The sequence below is a fragment of the Halobacteriovorax sp. ZH5_bin.2 genome, from assembly GCF_043196375.1.
GTDB lineage: Bacteria > Bdellovibrionota > Bacteriovoracia > Bacteriovoracales > Bacteriovoracaceae > Halobacteriovorax_A.
The window spans coordinates 190,695-213,501 of record NZ_JBEBMJ010000005.1; the positions used below are offsets into that span (position 1 = coordinate 190,695).

Consider the following 22,807-nt stretch of genomic DNA (forward strand, 5'->3'; position numbering starts at 1 on the left):
AGTTACGACAAAGGGTGATCTATGCGCATTCAAGATCAAGTCAAAGAACATTTTAAGTTCAAAGTTGTCCACGAAGATAAGAATTCAGGAGCAAGAGCAGGCGTTATCACAACTCCTCACGGAGAAATCCCAACTCCAGTTTTTATGCCAGTTGGTACTCACGGTGCAATTAAAGCACTACCACCAAATTTCCTAAAGGATCTGGACACTAAAATTATTCTTTCAAATACATACCACCTTCACTTATCACCAGGCTCAAAGCTGGTTCAAAAAGCAGGTGGACTTCATAAATTTATGAATTGGGACAGACCAATTCTTACAGACTCTGGTGGATTCCAGGTATTCTCTCTTCAAAGAAAGAGTATCAAGGAAGAAGGAGCAGAGTTCAAAGATCACAAAGGTAAGGCAATTATGCTCTCACCTGAGACATCAATCCAAATTCAACAAGAGCTTGGATCAGATATCATGATGGCATTTGATGAGTGTATTCCATATCCTGCAACACGTGAGTATACAAAGAACTCTATTGATCGTACTCACCGTTGGCTAGATCGTTGTATCGACGCTTGGACCAACCCAAAGCAAGCGCTATTTGGAATTATCCAAGGTTCAACTTACGATGACTATAGAGACGAGTGTCTTGACGAGCTTGTTAAGCGTGACCTTCCAGGTTATGCCATTGGTGGTGTATCTGTTGGTGAAGGACCTGAGCTAATGGAAAAAATCGTTAAGTACACAGGGCCTAAGATGCCAAAAGATAAACCACGCTACGTAATGGGTGTTGGTAATCCAGAAGACCTTTGCATGATCTGGGAGCATGGAATCGATATGAGTGACTGTATCATTCCTACGAAATTTGCTCGTGGTGGGACTCTATTTACAAAACGTGGAAAAATCAGAATTCGTCACAAGAACTATCGTCGTGACTTCTTTCCAATTGAGCCAAATTGTAAGTGTTACTGTTGTGAGAACTTCACTCGTGCTTATGTGAAGCACTTATTTGACTCAAATGAGATCCTTGGACAAGTTCTAGCAACTATGCACAATATCGAGTTCTATAAGAATATGGCCGAAGAAGCTCGTGAGGCAATCTTAAATGATCGCTACAATGAGTGGAAAGCTGACTTCCTAAAGAGCTACAATAAAGATGACGGTGCTAAAAACTAATTAAGTAATCTATATAAGGGACACTCTAGTGTCCCTTTTTCTTATAAACTTTTCAGATATATAGACCCATATTACATTCTAAGCTAAAACCTCGTATGAGGAAGTTCTACTTAGTTTTACTACTTATATTTTTGATGACGACAAACCTGACCATGGCCAAACGCTATATTGGTGGTGATGAGTGGAATAGGCAGAAGCTCACACAAGAAGTTTTTCTTTCTCAAAAAGCTACGATTCAAGAATTAATTCTAAGAACAGTGAAAGTTGTCAATGAAAGGCAAAAGAAAGTTGGGACTGCTTTTCTCTATAAGCAAGACGAAACATCTTATACATTCTTAACTAACTATCATGTCATTTCAGGCCAGAGAGAATGTCACGACTCCAAAATCCTCATCATCAACGAAGAGTTTAAGAAGTTTCGTGGAAAATGTGAAAGAACTCTCGACTCTGGTAGCATAAAGTCTGGCTCCGACTATACATACTTTACAGTAAAGAAAACCAACCGCATCTCATTTCTAGAAAGTATAAGTGATATTAAGTTAAACTACCCCACACCTAAAGCAGGAGATCGTTTGGTATCAGTTGGTTTTGGTGCCGGGAAGGCCAACCTTAGAAGATATGATGCAAGTATTATTCAAGATAAGGATTGTGTCTACTTAACGGGAAATATCGATTTAATTTTCAACAAAGACAAGGTACGAGATGTCTTCTTTACGGCCTGTGATGCTCAATCAGGAGATTCAGGTAGTGCAATTATGAACAGTGACACAGGTGATATCATCGGATTATTTTTTGGCGTCGCTGACCAAACAAAGAATAATCCCCTATCCTCAAGTGAAGTTTGGGATAATCTTGGTACAGACTTTATGGAATTCTATACAAACTCTTCAATGTCCATTGATTTAAAAACTATTCAAATGAAATAAAAAAGGAGCACCTCGTGCTCCTTTTCTTATGCTTGATTAATTGCGCTTGAAATAATTTTTGTAAGCTTTTGTAGGTCTTCAAATTTCACATTGTGAAAAAGAGAGATTCTAAATTGGTTCTTACCAAGCTTTCTATAAGAATCGATTCCGTTAACAACACCTTGTGCTTCAAGTACTTTAATAAGCGCTGCCGCTTCATACTTATCATCGACATTGATTGTCGCAACAGAAGTTGAACGATACTTCTCATCCGCAACATAAGCTTCTAGAAAGCTTTCTTCCTGTGCCCAACCATAGATCATATCAGCTTTCTTGCGTGCAAGATCAACTGCATTCTTCTGCCCACCTTGTGAGTTCATAAGTTTTACTTGCTCATTAAGGAAGAAAAGAGTTGAGATACTTGGTGTATTATAAGTTTGATTCTTTACAGAATTATCAATAGCTGTCTGCCAATTCATAATCCCTGGAATATAGCGATCAGTTCCATTAATCTCCGATGCTCTCTTAAGTGCTTTCGGGGACATGATGGCAACAAATAGCCCTCCCTCAGAAGCAAATACTTTCTGCGGAGAAAAGAAATAACAGTCAATTTTTGAAATATCTAATGGGATCTGTCCCGCACCACTTGTTGCATCAACGGCAACAAGAGTGTCGTCATTTACATTTGGAATAGTTGTTGTCTGAACACCCGTTGATGTTTCATTAAGAGTGAAACAAATCATATCTGCATCAGTATGTACATCTGATCCTTGTGGTTCACAACCTTGCCCGTACTCACTTGCAACTTCTTGAGCTTCAATCCATGGGATTCCATTGTGTGACTTAAACCATTTATTTGAAAACTCTCCACATGTATAATGAACACTTTTTTTACGAACAAGACCAAGTCCAATCATATCAAAAAGAAAAGTCGCACCACCGTTACCCATAACAACTTCATACCCCTCTGGTAAGTTGTAAAACTTTGCTAGGCCTTCTTGAATTTCTTTCACAAGATTTTTTACAGCAGGCTTACGATGAGATGTTCCCAAAAGATTTGCTTTTGTTTCAGCAAGACGTACTGAAAAATCAGTTGGTATTAAAGATGGACCTACACCAAATCTTGGATCGCTTGGAATTAATTCACTAGGTACCTTATAATTTTCGAACATATTTAAAATCCTTTTTAAGTGGTTAGGGGTATTTTAATGAAAATGCTAGTATTTGAAAACAAATAAGAAGTTGTCAAACCTTGAAAACTTCTTAACAATTATGACATGAAAATAGCTCGTACCCTACTTCTATGCATTATATGCATATTTCCATTCTCCATTGTTGCTAAGGACCTTAATATTCCTGGCGAATTCTCACTTGGAGTTGGGAACTTGACGAAGTATGTCGGTAAGATTCAAACCGAAATTGATGGAGGTAGAAACTACTTCACTTTCAACCCCTTTATCAGAGCAAATTATCGTACAGATATTCCATGGCAAAAAGCACTTAATCTTGAAGCTGGCCTAACAATCCCTAAATCAAGTGAAGATAGTGCTGTTACTGTAACGAATTTTTGGATTCATGCCCTCATTGAACATACATTTAATCAAAACTTTAGAATGCACGCGGGCCTTGGAGTTTTCTTTACTTACACGGCCATGGATGGAGAGATTCAAACCCTAGGAAATGGAATGTCGACGCAGCAATTCTATACTCCAGAAGATTACCAAACTGCTGTTAATAATATTGTCATCCTCGGCGGGGACTACCTCTTTAATAAGACGTACTTTGTTAATGGACAATTAAGTGTCTTCAATATTGAAGATGGTGACGAGCGAGCATTCAGCTATGCTTTATCGCTAAACTATACATTTGGAAATAAATAATGAAGCTTATTCTCTGCTTACTTTTTTCGACGTATTCATTCGCATTTACAATCAATGCAAATATTCCAATCCGTTTTTCAAATCCAGAAATACGTGTTGATGTTGCAGACAACGCCTGTGCAAATATTACGGACTCTGCAGATGAAATCATGGATATGGTAGAGATTGCAGCAAGTGAGTACTGGAATAAAATTGCAACAAGTAGCCTTCATCTTAAGGGCGGTAATATTTTAACGGTTGATGCAGATTATACTACTGAACAAATCTGTGCCGCAGGTGAAGCTGGCTGCGTCAGTCAGGTTCCAAGTACGAATACGCAAATTCTAATAGTCTGTAATAGCAATAATACAGTTTTTACTTCAACTGGAATTTTAGCTGTTACTCTTCCAAATAATCTAAGTGGTACTGAAATCCAGGGCTCTGTTATTGGGCTTAATGATATCGCAGGTACTCGCTACAACGACCAAACAAGAGCACAAAAGATTGCTCTTTTTGCACATGAAATCGGCCACGCTTTTGGCCTTGGGCACTCTTCAAAAGAAAGTTCTCTAATGTACTTTAGAAACCTCACTGGCCGAGAAACAATTGGGCAAGATGACTGGGACGGGGCCACATACCTATACCCAAAAGAGCAAATCCCAATGTGTGGCTCAATTGTACCGGTTAAGGACAGTGCCAATCTCGGTGGTCATATTAATGAGGAAATTGAGAAAAAGATAAGTACGCAATATTCTGAACGCCCGTCAGCAAAGGATTCCGCCGCCTTGATTGTAGGCCTTGCCATGCTATTATTGGTCTTAGTTACATCTAAGAAATTTGCACAAGCAAAAATTTATTAACAAAAGACAATATTTTACTAAAGTATTGTCACTAAGTACCGATAATCACATTATGGAATCAAAGTCAGGTAAATTTATTATTGGAATTCTCATTATATTCTTATTCAAGATTACTGTTGCAGATAATATGAGAGACTCCAAATCACAGAAGGTTACAATTTCAGTTCTTAAGTAAGAGCTAATTTTGTAAAATGCTCACCTCTTTTGACGTAATTTGCGTATTGGTCAAAAGAAGGAAATGCCGGTGAAAATAAAATAACATCTGCACTAAATCCTGCTTTAAATATCTCATCTAAATTTTCAAAATATTCAGATTCAATTTCAAAATTCAATTCGCTTAATACTTTTCCAGACTCTCCAAAAAAGAGAATCTTTTTAATTTGATCTTTAAATGGCAAGAGCTTTTCTAACTGATTATCCCCGTGACCACGAAGCTGGCCACCAATAATGAGTTCCACATTGCCAAGATCTTTAACTCCATTTAATGCCGTTAGAGTCGCTTCCCAGTTTGTCGACTTTGCATCATTAAAGAAGTATTGCCCATTGTCCTCCTTTATCATCTGTAAGCGGTACTCTACTCCATTAAAGGTCTCACAGGCCTTTTGGAAGGCCATAATATTACCAGTAAATGCATCCCACATAAGATACACAAAGTATGTATTCACAAGATTATGTTCACCGTAAATTTTAAGCTTATTAATATCAATAACTTCACAAAGTTCTTCCTTAACCTTATCAATTGAAAGGTCTAGTTGATGCTCATTGCGAATTGCATACTCATTCTTGACTTCTAAATCATTCGGAAGAAAGGCAATCCCTTCATTGGCCATATTTTTAAAAATTTCGAACTTATCCTGTCCGTATGTTTTTAAGTCATCATAGCGTTCACCGTGACTAAAAGTTAGATTTAAAAGCCCAGCAACATCACATTGAAACTCATCAATCAAGTTAAGCTGAAAGCTTGAGAGCTCTAAAATAATCCCTTGAGCAGGTTCACGCTCTCCACTCATGCGCTCATAAATATAATCGCAAAATGGCGTTCCAATATTACCACCGATAAAGTAATTCCCTGTCGGATCTTGCTTACCACATTCCTCCAAGAAAGAGACAACCGTTGTCTTTCCATTCGTTCCAGTTACTCCTAGAATTGGAGCATCTGCAAATTTATAGGCCAACTCAATCTCACACCAAATCGGACAAGTCGCTTTGGAAAATAGTGGAAGCTTCTTAGATATTCCTGGCGATAGAATAATTAGATCCATTTCCCCTAGAAGCTCTGTGGCCTCCTCCTGAGAAACCTTGGCCTTGATACAAGAAGAGTCCTCAATGACAGGCCACGTTTCAATGGGCCCTTGATTAACTAAATAAATATCCTTACCTAGAAAAGTCAGTAAGCGCAGAGCTGAAAGACCAGAAAGACCAAGGCCAACAACAGCGATTTTATTATACTTATTTAGCGATTCATTGATGATCATATGACTATTACCTTCCAAATTATGGATAAAAGTGCTACATTGCTGTGCATGAATTACCAGCAATTATTTTTAAACCTTGCCTCTATTTTAAGGCCATATAGTCAGCTATGGCAAAAAGAAGTTCTCCAGGCTTGGCGTGCTGGTGAAATTGATGAAATCATTCCAGAAGAACTCATCGCTCCCTTAAGAAAACTTAGTCATGAAGAGCTCTATGAGCTTGACTGCTTGCGAGACTATTCAAAACTAGAAGAAGGTCCTCTTAAGTCCCTCCTAAACTCACTAAAAGAAAATGAAGTTTATGAGACGGTTGAGGAATCACTAATTCGTGGAGTCGATGAACTTCCAAGTTGGGCATTCTTTAAAGTTAAGGGAAAGAAGCAGGATGAGATCCTGGCAATTGCAAACTTCTTAACTAAGCTTAGAGATAAGGAAGGCGACTTCAAACACACTGTTGATATTGGAGGAGGCGTTGGGCACTTATCCCGTACTCTTGCTCATTACTTTGGCATGGAGATGATAAGCCTTGATATCAATACAGAATTTCAAGAAATTGGTAGAAGTCGTCTAAAGAAATATCCAACACCTGAAGGTGCTAAAGACGTCAGATTCATTAACCATGATTTTAGCATCGATTTAGAAGGAGAAGAAAATACTCGTATTTTCAGTAAAGACTCATTCTCGCTAGGTCTTCATACATGTGGCCCTTTGGCGGTAAAGCATATGCAAGTGGCCAGTGGAAATCAAACAAGAGGTCTTCTAAACTTTGGCTGCTGCTATAATAAACTAGACCCGAAAGAGCATACAAACCTCTCTCAATTTGCAAAAGAAAACAATCCTCTTCAAATTGAAAGTAATTGCTTAACACTGGCAACACGAGGCCATCAAAGTATGGAACTTGAAGACTTCAACCAAAAAAAGCGAGTAAAGTTTTATCGCTACTGTCTTCAATTCTATATTGATACCGTTTACGGAAAAGAAATCGACATCATCCCTATTGGTGATGCTCACAAGAGACTCTATGCCCTTTCATTTAGTGAATATGCAATTGCAAAACTGACTGAAAATAATATTCCAATTAACTTAAGTCCAAAAGAACTCGATCAATTTTTTGAAGACCATCAAGAAGTCTTAGAAAAATTATTTCTAGCAAATGTTGTTCGTTGGCAATTTGGACGTGCCCTAGAACTTTACCTTCTCTATGATCGTGCTATCATGTTACAGGAACGAGGAAAAGAGGCCAAACTCATGGCCTTCTTTAACGAAGTTGAATCTCCTCGAAATATTGGAATTTGGTATCATGAATCAAAATCAAAATCATAAAAGTGTTTTAATCACTGGGGCAACAACGGGTATGGGCAAGGCCTTTGCTGACTACTTTGCATCTCTTGGATACCATCTCTACCTCCATGGCCGAAACCTTGCACTTCTCGATCAAAATGCAAAAGAGTACCGTGATAACTATCAAATAGATTGTGAAATCATTATCAAGGATCTTGCAGATGACGACGCTTGTGAATTTGTTATTTCAAAAATAAGGGCTCCACTTACATACCTTGTGAATAATGCAGGTTTTGGAGTGGCCGGAAAATACCCAGAAACAGACATTGAAAAACAAGTAAGTATGCAAAGGGTGCATGTGGAAGTACCAATGCGCCTTACTCATCACTTTTTACAACAAAGTGAAGAACTTAGAGTTATCAATATTGCTTCTCTTTATGCGTTCTTCCCAGTACCAAGACAGAGTGTTTACGCAGCTTCAAAAAGTATGCTTCACTCCTTTAGCCTGGCCCTAGGACGAGACCTCAATGGAACAAATAAGCAGGTCATCTCGGTATGCCCGGGGCTTGTCTATACTCAATTTCGCATCAATCAAGGCAAGGCCGAAAAGCAGCACTTTAGTGGAATCTCTTCACAGCAAGTAGTGAAAGAAACGATGGACGCACTAAGTAAAAACAAATTCTATATTGTTCCTGGTTTTCTTAATAAAATCTTTAAAACTCTCTTAACAACAATCCCCCACACGCTTACGCTTCGAATCATTGAGCGCGTCAACACAGGGCGTGGTTACTAAAAATACCTTACACCTCTAGTCAGATATGTAATTACCCATTAAAATGGGCCCACACACAACACACAAATTAATTGTAAATTAAGAGGACACCATGCAAACAACAACTGTTAATATCAATGATATTAAATTAAATAGTGAATACCTAAGAACTAATACTGATGTTGAGACATTAAAAATCAGTATCGAAAATATTGGTCTAATCAATCCTCTAACAATCAATAAAGAAAATGAATTACTAGCAGGTGCTAGAAGATATCAGGCCCTGAAAGAGCTTGGAATTGAAGATGTCCCTGTTCATATTGTGGATCGAAAATCTCTTGAGCAAGAGTTAATTTCAATTGATGAAAACCTTGTGAGAAGAGCTCTTGATAAACTTGAGTTTGAAAAGTGTCTTAACCGTGGACGCGAAATCTTTGAAGAGCTAAACCCGACAGCAACTAAGGTTGAAGTTGATGTTATTGCAACAACAACTGAAGAGAAAAAACTTGAGAAGGCAAAAGAAGAGCAAGATCAAGATTCATTTGCGGCCATTACGGCGCAAAAGACAGGTCTTTCAAAGAGTGTGATCAAAGGTGCAATTAAAAGAGACGCTCTTGCTTCAGAGCATGTAAAAAAAGCACGTCAACTTGGTCATATTAATGCCAGTGTTACCAACGAGATCATCAAGCTAGATAAAGAAGTTCAAGATAGTGTTCTTCCAATGATTTCAGATAAAACAGTAAAAGAAGTAAAACAAATTGTTGCAGCAGCAAAACGTGGTGGTGTTCAAGAGGCAGAACAAGAAATTGAAACAATGGAGCCACTACCAGCGGAATATGCTCACCTTAGAAATCTTTCAAAGAGAATGAATAAGAACCTTACTCGTATTCTTTTAGAAGAACTTACTTACGAAGGTAAGGAATCTGCTTCAATAATGAAAGAGCTTAGAAAGATGCAAGAAAATCTTGAGCGCTTCTTTAATATGGGTACGACTTCTAATCACGTAGCTTCTGATTCAACTGAAACACAGGAAGTTATTTCTGAGCCTACGATTGTACTTGATGAAGATCAACAAGAGTTCAATCCAGAGTACTCTCTCTAAACCCAAACCACTTTACAAAAAATTGACAATATAACGCTTTAGGCAGATGACGAATTACTTGGTCATCTGTTTAAAGTTTCGTTATGATAATCGTCATGAAATTAGTCAAAGAGAACACCCTTTTTATTATGTGGATTGTTGCCATACTTGCAGCAGCTGGCTCACTATTCTTTAGTGTCATCATGGAATTTGTTCCGTGTACTCTATGTTGGTGGCAGAGGATAACAATGTATCCACTTGCAGCGATTTTACTGATTGGCTTTTATCAAGATGATAAACGCAGTATTCTCTATGCCGCACCTTTTATTATTTCAGGCTGGGCCATTTCAATTTATCACAACCTCGTTCAACTAAAGGTCATTCCAGAAAGTGCGAGTCCTTGTGTAAGTGGTGTCCCATGTTCAGAAAAATGGATTAACTGGTTCGGGTTTATCTCGATTCCAATGTTGGCATTCTTCGCCTTTACTATTTTATTTTCATTATTCTTATTAGAAGTTTATAGCAACAAGGATTTCTTAAATGCAAAAAAGTCATAAAATTATAGCTGCAATTATTACTGTTATTGCAGTCTTTGCAATTAGTGCAACATTTTACAAAAAGCAACAAGCGGCCAAACTAGGATTTATGGCCAATGAGAATCACAAATTATTTGTCAGAGACTACTCTCCTTCAGTAGGTCCAGATGATGCAAAAGTTGTCTTAGTAGAGTTCCTAGATCCAGAATGTGAATCATGTCGTGCCTTTTCACCATATGTAAAAGAGATTATGGAAAAATATGAAGGTCAGATAAAGCTAGTTGTTCGCTATGCTGCTTTTCACAAAAACTCGGCCTATGCAATTTCAATTCTTGAAGCGGCAAGAAAGCAAGGACAGTACTGGCAAACTCTTGACTTACTCTTTAAGAGTCAACCAGCATGGGGTAATCACCACAACCCACGTCCAGACCTAATCTGGAATTACTTAACAACACTAGATCTAGATATTGATCAAATCAAAAAAGATATGCACGATCCAAAATTTATGGAGTGGATTAAGCAAGACGCAGAAGATGGAAAGACACTTGGAGTTCGTGGAACACCTACATTCTTTATCAATGGAAAACCATTAGAGCGTTTTAGCTATCAACAGCTAGAACTACAGATTCGCGAAGAACTAAATAAATAGAATGCATACCTTTGCTAACTCCCACTTTCTAAAATTAATTGAAGATAGTGGGAGTGCATCCCCAGAAAGAGGCTGGGAGCCGACTCACCTTACGGCCACTAACAATCAACTCATTTCATATATCAAATCTCACAGCTACGGTGAGTATATATTTGACTGGGCCTGGGCCGACCTCTATCACCGAATGGGCATAGAGTATTACCCTAAGCTTATTCACGCCATTCCTTTCACTCCAGTAAATAATAGTAAATTCACTCAAGAATTTGATAGTACACTTCTTACAAAGTCTTTTGAGATGTATCAGGATTTAGAGCTATCAAGTGAGCACTATTACTTTACTGACTATAGCTATAATTGTCTGCAAGACTTAGGATTTTTTAAACAAATCACAACCCAATATCATTTCATCAATGAATACAATTCATTTGAAGACTATCTTTCAAAGCTTAAAAAGAACAAGAGAAAAAGCATAAAGAAAGAGCGAAAGGCCTGCCACTCATATGATATTGAAATCAAAAAAATATGTGCAAGTGAACTAAAAACAGATGAGCTTAAACAGATCTACGGCCTATATTTAACAACTATAGATAAGAAGTCAGCTTATGCCTACCTTACACTCGACTTCTTTCTTGGATTAAACGGCCTAGAGAATTGTTTTTTTCACCTTGCCTATAAAGAAGATTCAATTATTGCCATGGCCTTATTTTTTGAATCAACAACTAAACTATATGGACGCTACTGGGGAGTTCACCCATTTCATCAAGACAAGTACGAGTTTCTTCATTTTGAAATGTGTTACTATTTGGCGATGGAGTATTGTATTGAGAATAAGCTAGAGATTTTTGAGGCCGGTGCCCAAGGAGAACAAAAGCTTTACCGTGGCTTTAGGCCAATTGAAATTGAGTCTTGGCACCATTTAAAGAATCAACAACTTCATGATGCTATTGCAAATCATGTCAAAAACCAGAATATAAGTGTAAAGAAATATCATGAAGATTTAAAAGGGCTACTTCCTTTTAAAAAGTAGCCCTTAGTCATGATTAATTTATTGTAATGTGAGAATCTTTATAATCGATCTTTAACTCTTTTTCTTCCAGATCATGTGCCATAATTTCTTTTGATAAAGGTCTCGTTACTAATCGGTTAAAGATTGAGGCAAGTGGTCTTGCTCCGTATGCCTCGCTGTAACCTTGCTCATTAAGTCTAGCGCGTACACTTTCTGATAAATCAACTTTTAGCTTACGGCCAAGTAGTCTCGAGTTCAGTAAGCGTACCTGCTTATCAATTAGCGAGTTCATGATTGAGCGATCAAGTGCATTGTAAGTTAGCACTGAATCAAGTCTTCCTAGAACTTCAGGCTTAAAGGCCGTCTCAACGACTTTTGCATTAGTCGTTAAAAGGATGATCGTATTTTTAAAATCAATTGTACGTCCTTTATTATCAGTTAACCTACCATCATCAAGAATTTGCAATAGAATATCCCCAAAGTCATGATGGGCCTTTTCAATTTCATCAAAGAGAATCACTGAATAAGGGTGACGCCTTACCGCTTCAGTTAGAACACCACCCTCTTCATAACCAACATAACCAGGGGCCGCACCAATGAGTTTACTCACGGAGTGCTTTTCACTAAATTCCGAAAGATCAAAACGTATTAAGTTATCTTGTGTATCAAACAAGAACTCGCATAGCGCCTTTGCAGTTTCAGTCTTCCCTACACCACTAGGACCTTTTAGGAGGAACGAACCTAGTGGTCGAGAAGGGTCTGTCAGACCTGCGTGGGCAGAAACAATTGTATCAGCAATTTCAGTTAATGCTTCTTCTTGTCCGTAAACTCGTGACTTTAAAAAGCCTTCAAGTTGTAAAATTTGCGCTTGTTTTGACTTAAGAATTTTCTCTACTGGAATCCCCTTTTGTCTTGAGATCACAAGTGCAATATCTTTGGTCGCTAGTACCCAGTCGTGATGACAAGATTCAAGCTCTTTTTCAACTTCTGGAAGCTGAGAGTATTTAATCATTGATGCCTTCTCATAGTCTTGGCTTCTTTCGGCCGCTTCTAATTCAAAGTTTAGGCGGTCTCTTTGATTCTTTAATTCTGAGACTCGCTTAAGAGAAAGAACCTCTTCTTCCCAAGTGCTTTTTTGCTCATTAAATCTTTCTTCAAGCTCTTCAACTTCCTTGGCCAACTTTTCATTGTCCTTATCAATTTGCATATTTACTTTCTTTGAGCGAATCTCAGCTTCTAACTCCACGAGCTTTGCTGGCATTGCTTCGGCCGAAAGTTTGAGCGCACTCGCAGCTTCATCAACAAGGTCGATGGCCTTATCTGGTAAATTCTTATCTGTAATATATTGGTCAGATAAGATCACAGAGTTAAAAATTGCATCATCAGAAATCTTAATTCCGTGATGAATTTCCAACTTCTCACGTATCCCCATTAAGATTTCGATTGCATCTTCTTTTGATGGCTCATTTACAGGAACTGCACGAAAGCGTCTCTCTAGAGCACTATCTCCAAGAATATACTTTTGATACTCTTCATCTGTTGTTGCACCAATACAATTTAGCTCACCTCTTGCTAGGGCGGGCTTTAAAAGATTGGCCGCATCCATAGCACCATCTGTTTTACCTGCACCAACTAACTGGTGAATTTCATCGATAAAGAGAATCGACGTGGCCGCATTTTGCTTAATATACTTAAGAAGCTTTTGTAGGCGTTCTTCAAATTCTCCACGAAATTTAGTTCCGGCCATTAGTGCACCCATATCAAGTGCGTAGACCGTTTTACCTTCGAGGACATCCGCTACCGTTCCCTTAACAATCATTTCAGCAAGACCTTCAACAATGGCCGTTTTACCAACACCAGCTGGCCCTACTAAAACAGGATTATTCTTTCCACGACGCCCTAGGATTTCCATTACCGCGCGAATTTCTTTTGATCGTCCAATGACTGGATCGAGCTTTCCTTCTGCCGCCATTTCATTCAGGTTCGTCAGGAAGGCAGGAACCTCCTCTTCATCGTCTCCATTCATAGCAGAGTTAAAGACATTCGGATCAATATTGAGACTGGAGAGGGTTGTCACAATATGCTTTAGAAGGTCAGTTTCTGTTACTTCCTGACGGCCTGATTGAATAGCATTGGAAGATGCCAATGTGAGCCACTTACTAAGTCCTGCAGTTGGTCTTACATTATCAAATGAGACCTCCTGAGAAGCTTGAGGTAAGCGCTCAATTTCTGACTTTATATCTTTTAATTTATTTTTTAATGCTCTTGATGAGAAAGAAGAAGGATTCTTCACCAGCCCGTAAGCTAAGTGCCACTCAGATAGTTGAGTATTCTTCTTTTCCATTAGAAGTGATTGGGCAATATCGAGACTGCCTGCAACGATTGAATCGTACTTATTCATAAAAATTCCTCCACGCAAATTTTTGGGTATAAACACCTAAAATCATGAGGTATTTTTCCCCTTCTACTAATAAGATGGGACGTGTTTTATAATTGTCAAGGTAACCAAAATATTTTTTCGAAATAAATGAGATTATTATGAATAAATTTTTTCTTCAATTTTTCCTTGTCATTATTTTAATCCTTAAGTCCCAGGCCTTTGCCCAAAAGCTGCCTCCCCTCGACTTAAGCTCTCCACGTGCGACCATGAATTATTTCTTAAAGTCCATGAAGGCCTATAAGCTTGGTAATGACCAAGGACTCGAGCAAGCAGTACTTGCACTAGATGGACGCCATATTCCAAATACAGTTAAAGACTTTAAGCTAAAAGATTTCTCAAGAACTCTTATTACTGTTTTTGATCGTATCGAATATATTGATGTAAAGAAGATCCCAAGAAAAGTGGATGATGGAATCTGGTACTATCGAAAAGAAGTCGTACAAGTAGAAAATAAAGATCACAATGTGGAGATTTCCATTCGCCAAGTACAACGTGGTGATAAAATGGTTTGGCTCTTTACCAAAGAAACAATGTCTTCACTTCGTTTTTATGATCTTTCACTAAAGGGTAAGAAAGTCGCTAAAGATGTTGTTTATAGTCAGTCACCAAAAGATCGATTAAAAGAGTACCTGCCGGCATGGACTTTTCATCAGCGTTTTTTACTTTTAAATATTCACTGGATTCTACTTCTAGTCATTACACTATTAAGTTTTATTATTGACCGGATTGTTCGTCACTATATTGCGGCAAAAACAATTTCAATTCTCAAAAAGAGAAATATCACCTTTACAGAAAAGCAGCAAAATCGATTAACTTCACCATTTGGAAGCCTTGCCTTTGCTTATGTCTTTCAAACTCTAGCGACTTGGATTGATCTTCCAGCAGATGCACTTGTCCTAGTCGTTAAGGCCTGTGATATTGTCATGGCAGTTTCAGTAGTCTTTATCTTAAATCAACTCTTAACAGTTATCTGTCTCTACCTTGAAGATAAAGCACGTGAAACAGAAAATAAGTTTGATGATATTGTTGTTCCACTTATTAGAAAAACAGCAAGATTCTTTATCTACGCTGTAGGTATTATCTTCATTGGCGATGCACTAGAGTTAGATATGAAATCAATCCTTGCTGGTATGGGAATTGGTGGTATTGCTTTTGCTCTTGCGGCCAAGGATACTATTTCAAACCTTTTTGGTTCATTTACGGTTCTATTTGATAACCCTTTTACAATTGGAGACTGGGTTAAAATTAATAACGATATTGAGGGTATCATTGAAGAAGTTGGAATGAGATCGACTCGAATCAGAACTTTCCACAACTCACTTCTATCTGTTCCAAATGGAAATCTTATCAACGCTAATATTGACAACCTTGGACGCAGACGCTTTCGTCGTTTTAACACAACTCTTGGAATCGACTATGCGACTCCTCCAGAAAAAATAGAAAACTTCTGTGAGAGTATTCGTCAAATTATCGTTGCACATCCAATGACGAGAAAAGATAATTTTCAGGTTTACTTTAATAGCATGGGTGCAAGCTCATTAAATATTCTAGTGTATATGTTTTGGGAAGTTCCAAGTTGGGATGATGAATTAAATGAGAAGCATAAATTCTTATTAGACATTCTAAGAGCAGCAAAGAAGCACGGAATTAACTTTGCCTTCCCAACTCAAACTCTTCATGTACAACAAGATCCAGGGGTAACATACTCTCCTGAAGAAGTCGACTTTGGCCGCTCAGAGAAAATCGCTGGCGAGCTTGCAAATGACAGGTGGAACGCACCTAATCGCTCCTCTGAACTTCGATTAAAATAAAATCTATAAAGGCCTTAGAGTTAAAACTTTAGGGCCTGATTTCTTCATTAAGTCAAAGTTATAAATCTGAGTACGATACTCATCATTCATAAAGCGCTCTCTTTGATTATCATAATAAGGAGAAAGCATATGTCCAGAATTTCCTAAAGGTAGAATTCCGTAAGAAATATCAACATTAGCAAAGTCGACTAAACGACGAGTACTAGGTCCAGTAACAGGTGTATGGCCAGCATCACAAGCAACTCGGCGAATATGATTAATACTATTAATTGATCCATTGGCCTCATATGGCCCATGGTTAAATAACTTCGCTAAGTATTTATTCTTGGAAAATGGATGAGGCATCGTAAGCTGATGTACACGTCCCCAACGCCATTTCCTAATATCTTCTCCTAGCTTTGATTTAAGAAACGCTACAGATTCTTTAAATGCCATAGAAATGACAAGGTCTCGGTCTTCAATAGGAGCTGTCTTTTCAATATCCCACCAAGAATTATCAGGCATATCTAGTAAACGGTAATAGTAAATCCAAGAATTGATGGCCTTACAATATTTAGCATAGTCCTCACCCATCTCATCCATTAAGAGCTTACGAATACGCATATTAGTTTCATGAAATATTGTAGGTCCAACTTGTTCTTTACGAGAGTGTCCTTTCCAATCCATGAAAGCTTCTAGGGCCTCTTCTTCTAGAGAACTCATCGGATATTTTTTTACAGCATTATGAATGATCTTTTGCATCTTGCGATTATTCGTACTAAAGCTTGCAGTTTGTACTATCTTTTGAGAATCCATATCCCAGTTTTCACGAAGTTCGAGTGACTTTAGGATTGTATTGTAGCGATTATCTGAATGCCAACCACCACGATGATAGATTCCTTCCTTCATTGTCTTAGGTGCATCATTAGCAGAAACAACAAAACCATTTTCAGGGTTAATTTCATGTGGCTTCTCTTCAAATGAGTAGGTTCCTAGGATCTTGCGATCAGGAGTTTGAACAAGGTCCGATTCAAAAGGATGTGACCTCTTATAGCTATCCCCCATAATAAGTCTAGCAACATTACCGTCAGCATCAGCATAAACGATATTTAGACCTGGCGACTTAACAATACTTGTGGCCTGCTTAATCTCCTCAAAGTTCTTTGCACGACCTAGTCCATAAAACCCTTCAATTGGCTTATTACCCTCTTGAAAGAAGCTAAAGTGAGCGGCGATATTTTTAGCATCTTTATTTACGGCCTGAACAATTTCATTTACAACAGGGCCTTTATTACTCCACTTAAGTTTAAAATCTATTGGGTCTTGCCCCTTAACATTAATAACTGAATCTTCAATTCGAATAACTTCGTAGTCATCTTCTAGCTGATAAAGATCTACATCATCTGTATAACTAATCGTTAGACCCCAACCAAGTTTACGATTGTGCCCCATGGCCGGAAATGGAATAAGTGGCAGGAAGTGGCCATACATATGAAAGCTTTCTTCTTTATTCTTTATATTTGCTTCATACCAAATATTTGGTGCAGAGAAATTAATATGTGGATCACTTGCAAGAATTGGCTTTCCAGACTTTGTCTTCTTTCCAGAGATTGCCCAAGCATTTGAGCCAGTGAAAGTTCCAATACCTTTTAGAAGTGATTCATAATCGATAAAACTTGTATCAACAACACGTCTTAGACGTTTAGAAAAATCAACTTCATTATTTGCAAATAGGTATTTGAAATCACGATGCTTAACTTTGGCCATAATACTTTGATAAGCAACTTCATTTCTCATAAATGGAGAAAAACTATAGTTTAGATAAACGAAGACACCATAAATATCTTCAATATCAATTTTTTTTGGCTTAGTTCCTAATAAGAAAAATTCTATTGGCCTAATATTATTTTCAAGGTAGTAGTTATATCCGGCCATAAATGATTCAAGATCTTTCCTAACAATAGGATCAAGACTAGCTAAAATTCCATCACGGATATACTTTGAATTTAATGTGCGAAATAGCTTATCAACTGGGACGAGATCAGGGCCTAAGATTTCGGCAAGCCTTCCCTGTCCAGCACGACTAATAAGCTCATATTGAAAGCTACGGTCACTGGCCATTGAAAAACCAAGAGCGTAGTTCATATCATGACGAGAATCCGCTTCGATGTGAACAACACCTTCATGGTCACGATAAATCTTTGTTAATCCATTTAGGTCATCAATTTTAAGACTTCCATGCATTACCGGGAAAGATCCTAAGAGCATAAAATAAACACAAGCGCTTATTAAAACAAAGAGGCTTAGAGCAATACTTAGAATCTTTTTCATGATGTTCTCTTAATTTTTAAACAGATTATTACTTTTAACTAATTCAACGACTTCCTCTGGAAGCATATTTTCCCAACCACTCTCGTCTTTTTCGATCATCTCAATAACTGTTCGAGACCAGATTCCTGATGCTTCATGATCATAACCTTCAAGATCAACGATTAGTTTATTTTCACGAAGATACTTAACAAGGAACTCTAGCGAGCTATCATAAGTTACATCCGCAAAACTTAAGCGCTTCTTTGAGTCATGATCATCGGCACATGGGTAGAGGTATAACTTCGTGTTAAGTCCAAATAACTCTCCAAGGCCACCAAGAATTCCAAAAGATGTATTCTCATAGTGCTTGATATTTAAAATTTCATTTAAGTTATATGTGTTTGTGATAAAGGCTATTTGATTCTTAGCAATTGGTTGTAAGAATTGATTTAACTCAAAATAAGAAGCGAAGTTTGTAATTAAAACTTTTTGCTTTATCTTTGCAAGCAAATCAACTCGAGCTAAGAAGTCAGCGTTATCAATTGATGATGAACGAGAAAGAAGCTTTGACATTGATATCTCTGAAAGAGTCACAACATTCTCACATTTCTCACTTGTACATAATAGCTCTCGTCCTACTTTAAGAGCATCAACATTACCTTTTGTTGGTGGCCTAAAAGAACCTCTTAGAACAACGAGAGGTTTGCGGTATAAGTAATCCTTGATTTGAACAACTTTACCATTCTCATCAAACATCACGGCCGAAGTAAACTTTCTCTTAACAAGTTCTAAAGAAAGAATACGTGGATCAATACCATCAAAGGCAGGGCCTCTAACGTCAATCATATCAATTCTTAAACGACTTGCTGAAAGGTTATCCATTAGAGATGAAACTAGATGAGAAGAATCACTCGTATTGTAGAAACAGCTGTGAATCATATTTACACCAAGAAAACCAATGGCCTCTTGTTGTTGAAGATTTTCTTGATCCAGCATATTTACGTGAAGAATAAGATCAGATGGCGCAGCTCCTGCTTCATGTTGAAAGCGAACACCAAGCCAACCATGACACTCACCACGGCCAGAGTAGCTTTTTGCAGCAACTGTATCGGCAAAGCAAAAGAATTTTGTTCCCTCTTCCCTTTGTTCCTTAAGACGCTTGTACATCTTTGTAAATTCAGTCTCTAGCATCGTATGCAGACGACCTTGTGAAACATAGCGTCCTGACGCTTCTACACCGTAGATCGCATCAGAGATTTGCATATCATAAGCAGACATCGTCTTAGCGACAGTACCGGCCGCTCCACCGGCCCTAAAGAACTCCCGTGCAACTTCTTGTCCAGCACCAATTTCTGCGAAACTGCCGTAAACTTTATTATCTAAATTAATTTGTAATGCTTTTTGTTTTGCTGATAGAATTTGGCAAAAATCCATAGTATAAATTCCTTAAATATTTTTAGTTATAATAACAGCTTAGGACTCTATATGGCAAAAGAACACGACACGAATCTCTTTAAAAAACACATCTTTATTTGCAAGAGCTGTAAGAAGAATGAGTGTCCTATGCTTGAAGATGCAATGGCCTTAAAGAGCGAATTGAAGTCTTATTTCAATGAAAAATATGGAAAAGGTGTTGTTAGGGTCACATCAAGTGACTGCCTTGGAAAATGCCGTGAAGGCATCCATATTGTCAGTTATCCAGAGGCAAAGTGGTTTAAAGACGGCACTAAAGAGTCGGCCCAGGTCTTAAAAGACTACGTAGATTCAAGTATTTAGGTGAAGTTCACAAAAAATTGACTTAGATTTATCAAATATTATCCGATAACGATGCTATAATATCCTTAGGAAAGGAACCAAGGAGTGATTATGTGGATTCCTGTTATCATCGTCGGTATTTTAGTTGGAATTGCTTCAGTGAAAGAGAAGCAGGCCCGCGAAAAAAGAGCTAAGGCCTACATCCCTATTAAAGTAAAAGATTAAATAGATTTAATTTTTGGCAAATTGAACGGCCACTTCTTTAGCGAAATACGTTAAAATCATATCGCATCCAGCGCGCTTAAAGCTCGTTAACATCTCCATTGCCACGGCATCACCGTCGACCCAACCGTTTTGGGCAGCAGCTTTCACCATTGCATACTCACCTGACACATTATAAGCAGCAACTGGTAGATTTGTTCGCTCTTTCATTTTAGCAATAATATCAAGGTAGCTGATACCTGGCTTAACCATTAAGATATCTGCTCCTTCTGCTTCATCAAGTTCAATTTCACGTAAGGCCTCAATTGTATTGGCCGGATCCATTTGATAAGTCTTCTTATCACCAGCTTTAGGAGCACTATCAAGAGCATCTCTAAAAGGCCCATAGAATGCCGAAGCATATTTGGCAGTGTAAGACATAATTTGAGTATTAGTGAATGAATCACTATCCAGGGCCTCACGAATAACCGCAATACGCCCATCCATCATATCAGAAGGACCAATGATATCACTTCCCGCTTGGGCCTGTGCAAGTGCCATGGCCGCAAGTATATCAAGAGTCTCATCATTTAATATCTCACCAGTCTTTTCGCAAACAAGTCCATCATGGCCATCACTTGAGTAAGGGTCCATTGCAACATCTGTCATGATAAGCATATCAGGACAAGCATTCTTAATGTCTTTAATAGTCTGTTGAAGAAGACCGTTAGGATTCTTTGATTCAGTAGCAAAACGATCTTTAATTGAATCATCAAGGGCAGGAAAAAGTGAAACACACTTGATTCCTAAGTTCCAAAGCTCTTTTACTTCTTGAACAATAAGATCACGAGAGTAGCGATTAATCCCTGGCATTGATGTCACTGGTATAGTTTGATTTTGCCCATCGATAACGAATAAAGGCATAATCAAATCATCAACAGTCAGAGTCGTCTCACGCATAAGAGATCTCATTGCGTGATTCTTTCTATTTCTTCTTGGACGTATATTATTTAAATACATTTCTTATAATCCCATTTGTATCTTTGTTTTGTACGCAAGAGCGTACATTGAAATTTGCTTAATCATACTTGAAAGCCCATTGGCACGAGACATTGATAAGTGCTGGCGAAGTCCAATTGTATCGAGAAAATCTGGCTTTGTTGCAAGGATCTCATCAGGTGTGGCATCTGAATAAACACCAACAAGAATTGAAACAATCCCCTTTACGATAGCGGCATCACTATCGGCGCGAAAGTAAACCTTACCATCTTTAAGCTCTGGAATTAGCCATACTTGAGACTGGCATCCTTTCACTTTATATTCTTCTTTTTGTAAATCTTCAGATAGAGATTCCATCTCTTTTCCACGAGAGATGATGTGCATATAGCGATCTTCCCAATCGCCAAAGCCGTTGAATTCTGAAATAAGTGCGTCAACTCTTTCTTGTATTTGCAAAATGAACTCCTTAAGTCAATATGTAGCGGAGTCTAGCATTTTTTAGATAATGCGTGAAGCAAACTCCACTACTTTTTCTATTTGAGCGGCAATGTGGTCGATAAAGTTTTGAAGCGCAATGAAAAATCCGTAATTTCCAACTTGATTTGTTAGCATCGCAATCATTGAATCTAGAATATCAAGGTATGGTTGCAAACCAAATTTCTTTACCAATAACTCAAGATAAGTAGTGACTCCTTCCACGTCACGTCCTTCGTTAGTTACAACATATAATGGGTTCTTAATAGCGGCCACGAAAGCTCCTTTTTTTGTCTCTTAATTATAGTTATAAGGTCGAATCATTCCACGAATCAATTAAATTTGCGATTTTGTTAAATTGTTCATGAAGCGGGCGATATTCCTTGGAATTATAGGCATAGATCGACTTTTTAGCGGCCTGAGATTTCACAATCTGGGCCTTATTAAAGAATGGAGCAATAAAGCGGTCATCTCCAGTTACCTTTCGAATAAGTTCCTTAATTTCATCAAGGTCACTTTCTTCTTGCTTACGTCTAGTGTCCATTAGATTTGGAATATGCGTGATTATCTCAGGAAGCTTAACAATTTCCATATCCTCAATATCAGAGAGCATTCCATAGAAATGCTCTAGTCCCTTCATTGAAAAGTCATCTGGCCTAAAAGGAACAATGACTCCATCACTCACACAAATACTATTAACAACGAGAAGTCCAAGTGTTGGTGGGCAATCAATAAGAATATAGTCGTAGCGTTTTCTAATTCCAGCTTGCTCAACATATTTCTTTAAAATCATTTGTCTTGGAGAACTTATTCCCGCCACACATAATTCAAATCCAGATAGTTCTTGGCCAGATGGAAGAAGGTCCACACCCACATCTGTTTTAAATACGACTTTTTCAAAAATAGTTGAAGTGTGCATATGCTTAAGCTCTTTTACAGAGTTAAGTAGCAGGTTGAAAATACTAATGCTATCGCGGCTATCTTCGTGGCCAAAGAGATAGCTCATATTGGCCTGAGGATCCATATCAATGACAAGAACCTTATGTCCTTTCTGGGCCAAGGCATGTGCCGTATTAAAACACATCGTTGTTTTACCAACCCCACCTTTTTGGTTAAGAAAAGAAATGATTTTTCCCTTCCCTAAGTCTTGTGATTTTTCAGCACGATTGCGACCAAAGAACATAACCTTCTCCCAAGAATCATTCATTGTCATGATACTTGGAGATTATATCATAGTTTTAGATGTTGGC

At 38.0% G+C, this 22,807-nt stretch carries 22 protein-coding genes; 13 read left to right on the forward strand and 9 right to left on the reverse strand.

Features of this window, described 5'->3' with window-relative positions; all coding sequences use genetic code 11:
• Positions 1–21 precede the first annotated feature (21 nt).
• Positions 22–1,167 carry a tRNA guanosine(34) transglycosylase Tgt gene (gene tgt, locus ABMA76_RS13595; protein WP_392911912.1) on the forward strand — a complete coding sequence of 382 codons (1,146 nt, stop codon included), beginning with the start codon at positions 22–24 and terminating at the stop codon, positions 1,165–1,167.
• Between the two features lie 134 nt (positions 1,168–1,301).
• Positions 1,302–2,093, forward strand: coding sequence for a serine protease (locus ABMA76_RS13600; RefSeq protein WP_392911914.1), 792 nt, complete (start codon positions 1,302–1,304; stop codon positions 2,091–2,093).
• A gap of 26 nt (positions 2,094–2,119) precedes the next feature.
• On the opposite strand, the gene ABMA76_RS13605 is transcribed toward ABMA76_RS13600, so the two are convergent.
• Entirely contained in the window at positions 2,120–3,244 is a 1,125-nt protein-coding gene (locus tag ABMA76_RS13605; protein WP_392911916.1) for an aminotransferase class V-fold PLP-dependent enzyme, read from the reverse strand.
• Between the two features lie 105 nt (positions 3,245–3,349).
• Here ABMA76_RS13605 and ABMA76_RS13610 point away from each other — a divergent pair, with 105 nt between their 5' ends.
• From ABMA76_RS13610 to ABMA76_RS13620, 3 genes are read left to right on the forward strand one after another with little or no spacing between them, the layout of a single operon-like run.
• A complete protein-coding gene (locus tag ABMA76_RS13610) occupies positions 3,350–3,952 on the forward strand; it encodes a hypothetical protein (RefSeq protein WP_392911918.1) in 603 nt (200 codons plus the stop codon).
• Entirely contained in the window at positions 3,952–4,791 is an 840-nt protein-coding gene (locus ABMA76_RS13615; RefSeq protein WP_393061865.1) for a matrixin family metalloprotease, read from the forward strand. Before ABMA76_RS13610 ends, ABMA76_RS13615 begins: the two co-directional genes overlap by 1 nt.
• 52 nt (positions 4,792–4,843) lie before the next feature.
• Positions 4,844–4,966: a hypothetical protein gene (locus ABMA76_RS13620; protein WP_021267166.1), complete on the forward strand. Its 123-nt coding sequence runs from the start codon at positions 4,844–4,846 to the stop codon at positions 4,964–4,966.
• Here the strand turns inward: ABMA76_RS13620 and murD are convergent.
• Positions 4,959–6,266, reverse strand: a complete 1,308-nt coding sequence (gene murD / locus ABMA76_RS13625; RefSeq protein WP_393061867.1) for a UDP-N-acetylmuramoyl-L-alanine--D-glutamate ligase — start codon at positions 6,264–6,266, stop codon at positions 4,959–4,961. The two genes, ABMA76_RS13620 and murD, sit on opposite strands and share 8 nt — an antisense overlap.
• 48 nt (positions 6,267–6,314) lie before the next feature.
• On the opposite strand from murD, the gene ABMA76_RS13630 reads away from it, so the two are divergent.
• The 6 genes from ABMA76_RS13630 to ABMA76_RS13655 all read left to right on the forward strand — a co-directional run bounded on the left by ABMA76_RS13630 (position 6,315) and on the right by ABMA76_RS13655 (position 11,609).
• Complete coding sequence (locus ABMA76_RS13630) at positions 6,315–7,586, forward strand: methyltransferase (protein WP_392911924.1); 1,272 nt, start codon at positions 6,315–6,317, stop codon at positions 7,584–7,586.
• Positions 7,564–8,337 (forward strand): SDR family NAD(P)-dependent oxidoreductase, encoded by a 774-nt coding sequence (locus ABMA76_RS13635; RefSeq protein ID WP_392911926.1) that lies wholly within the window; start codon positions 7,564–7,566, stop codon positions 8,335–8,337. The genes ABMA76_RS13630 and ABMA76_RS13635 overlap by 23 nt, the downstream gene beginning before the upstream one ends.
• Before the next feature lie 91 nt (positions 8,338–8,428).
• Positions 8,429–9,418, forward strand: coding sequence for a ParB/RepB/Spo0J family partition protein (locus ABMA76_RS13640; protein WP_393061869.1), 990 nt, complete (start codon positions 8,429–8,431; stop codon positions 9,416–9,418).
• A 95-nt stretch (positions 9,419–9,513) separates the two neighbouring features.
• On the forward strand, positions 9,514–9,954 hold the full coding sequence (locus tag ABMA76_RS13645; protein ID WP_393061871.1) for a disulfide oxidoreductase: 441 nt from the start codon (positions 9,514–9,516) through the stop codon (positions 9,952–9,954).
• Entirely contained in the window at positions 9,938–10,582 is a 645-nt protein-coding gene (locus ABMA76_RS13650) for a DsbA family protein (RefSeq protein ID WP_392911931.1), read from the forward strand. The genes ABMA76_RS13645 and ABMA76_RS13650 overlap by 17 nt, the downstream gene beginning before the upstream one ends.
• 1 nt (position 10,583) lies before the next feature.
• Entirely contained in the window at positions 10,584–11,609 is a 1,026-nt protein-coding gene (locus ABMA76_RS13655) for a peptidogalycan biosysnthesis protein (protein ID WP_392911933.1), read from the forward strand.
• A 13-nt stretch (positions 11,610–11,622) separates the two neighbouring features.
• On the opposite strand, the gene ABMA76_RS13660 is transcribed toward ABMA76_RS13655, so the two are convergent.
• A complete protein-coding gene (locus ABMA76_RS13660; protein WP_392911935.1) occupies positions 11,623–13,989 on the reverse strand; it encodes an ATP-dependent Clp protease ATP-binding subunit in 2,367 nt (788 codons plus the stop codon).
• Between the two features lie 137 nt (positions 13,990–14,126).
• Between ABMA76_RS13660 and ABMA76_RS13665 the strand changes: the two genes are divergently transcribed.
• Complete coding sequence (locus ABMA76_RS13665) at positions 14,127–15,839, forward strand: mechanosensitive ion channel family protein (RefSeq protein ID WP_392911936.1); 1,713 nt, start codon at positions 14,127–14,129, stop codon at positions 15,837–15,839.
• A 3-nt stretch (positions 15,840–15,842) separates the two neighbouring features.
• Here ABMA76_RS13665 and ABMA76_RS13670 read toward each other — a convergent pair whose 3' ends face one another.
• Both ABMA76_RS13670 and ABMA76_RS13675 read right to left on the reverse strand, forming a co-directional pair.
• Positions 15,843–18,149 carry a penicillin acylase family protein gene (locus ABMA76_RS13670; protein ID WP_393061873.1) on the reverse strand — a complete coding sequence of 769 codons (2,307 nt, stop codon included), beginning with the start codon at positions 18,147–18,149 and terminating at the stop codon, positions 15,843–15,845.
• 9 nt (positions 18,150–18,158) lie between these two features.
• The gene (locus ABMA76_RS13675; RefSeq protein ID WP_393061875.1) at positions 18,159–19,562 is read right to left on the reverse strand and encodes a TonB-dependent receptor; all 1,404 of its coding nucleotides are present in this window, start codon (positions 19,560–19,562) and stop codon (positions 18,159–18,161) included.
• A 51-nt stretch (positions 19,563–19,613) separates the two neighbouring features.
• Between ABMA76_RS13675 and ABMA76_RS13680 the strand changes: the two genes are divergently transcribed.
• A complete protein-coding gene (locus ABMA76_RS13680) occupies positions 19,614–19,904 on the forward strand; it encodes a hypothetical protein (protein WP_392860314.1) in 291 nt (96 codons plus the stop codon).
• A 210-nt stretch (positions 19,905–20,114) separates the two neighbouring features.
• Here ABMA76_RS13680 and hemB read toward each other — a convergent pair whose 3' ends face one another.
• Genes hemB through ABMA76_RS13700 form a run of 4 tightly spaced genes read right to left on the reverse strand, consistent with a single transcriptional unit; the run spans position 20,115 to position 22,770 of the window.
• Positions 20,115–21,104 carry a porphobilinogen synthase gene (hemB, locus tag ABMA76_RS13685; protein WP_392911943.1) on the reverse strand — a complete coding sequence of 330 codons (990 nt, stop codon included), beginning with the start codon at positions 21,102–21,104 and terminating at the stop codon, positions 20,115–20,117.
• A 3-nt stretch (positions 21,105–21,107) separates the two neighbouring features.
• A complete protein-coding gene (locus tag ABMA76_RS13690; protein ID WP_392911945.1) occupies positions 21,108–21,539 on the reverse strand; it encodes a SufE family protein in 432 nt (143 codons plus the stop codon).
• Positions 21,540–21,581: 42 nt separating this feature from the next.
• Positions 21,582–21,833, reverse strand: coding sequence for a hypothetical protein (locus tag ABMA76_RS13695; protein WP_392911947.1), 252 nt, complete (start codon positions 21,831–21,833; stop codon positions 21,582–21,584).
• Positions 21,834–21,864: 31 nt separating this feature from the next.
• Positions 21,865–22,770, reverse strand: coding sequence for a ParA family protein (locus ABMA76_RS13700; protein WP_392911949.1), 906 nt, complete (start codon positions 22,768–22,770; stop codon positions 21,865–21,867).
• Positions 22,771–22,807 lie beyond the last annotated feature (37 nt).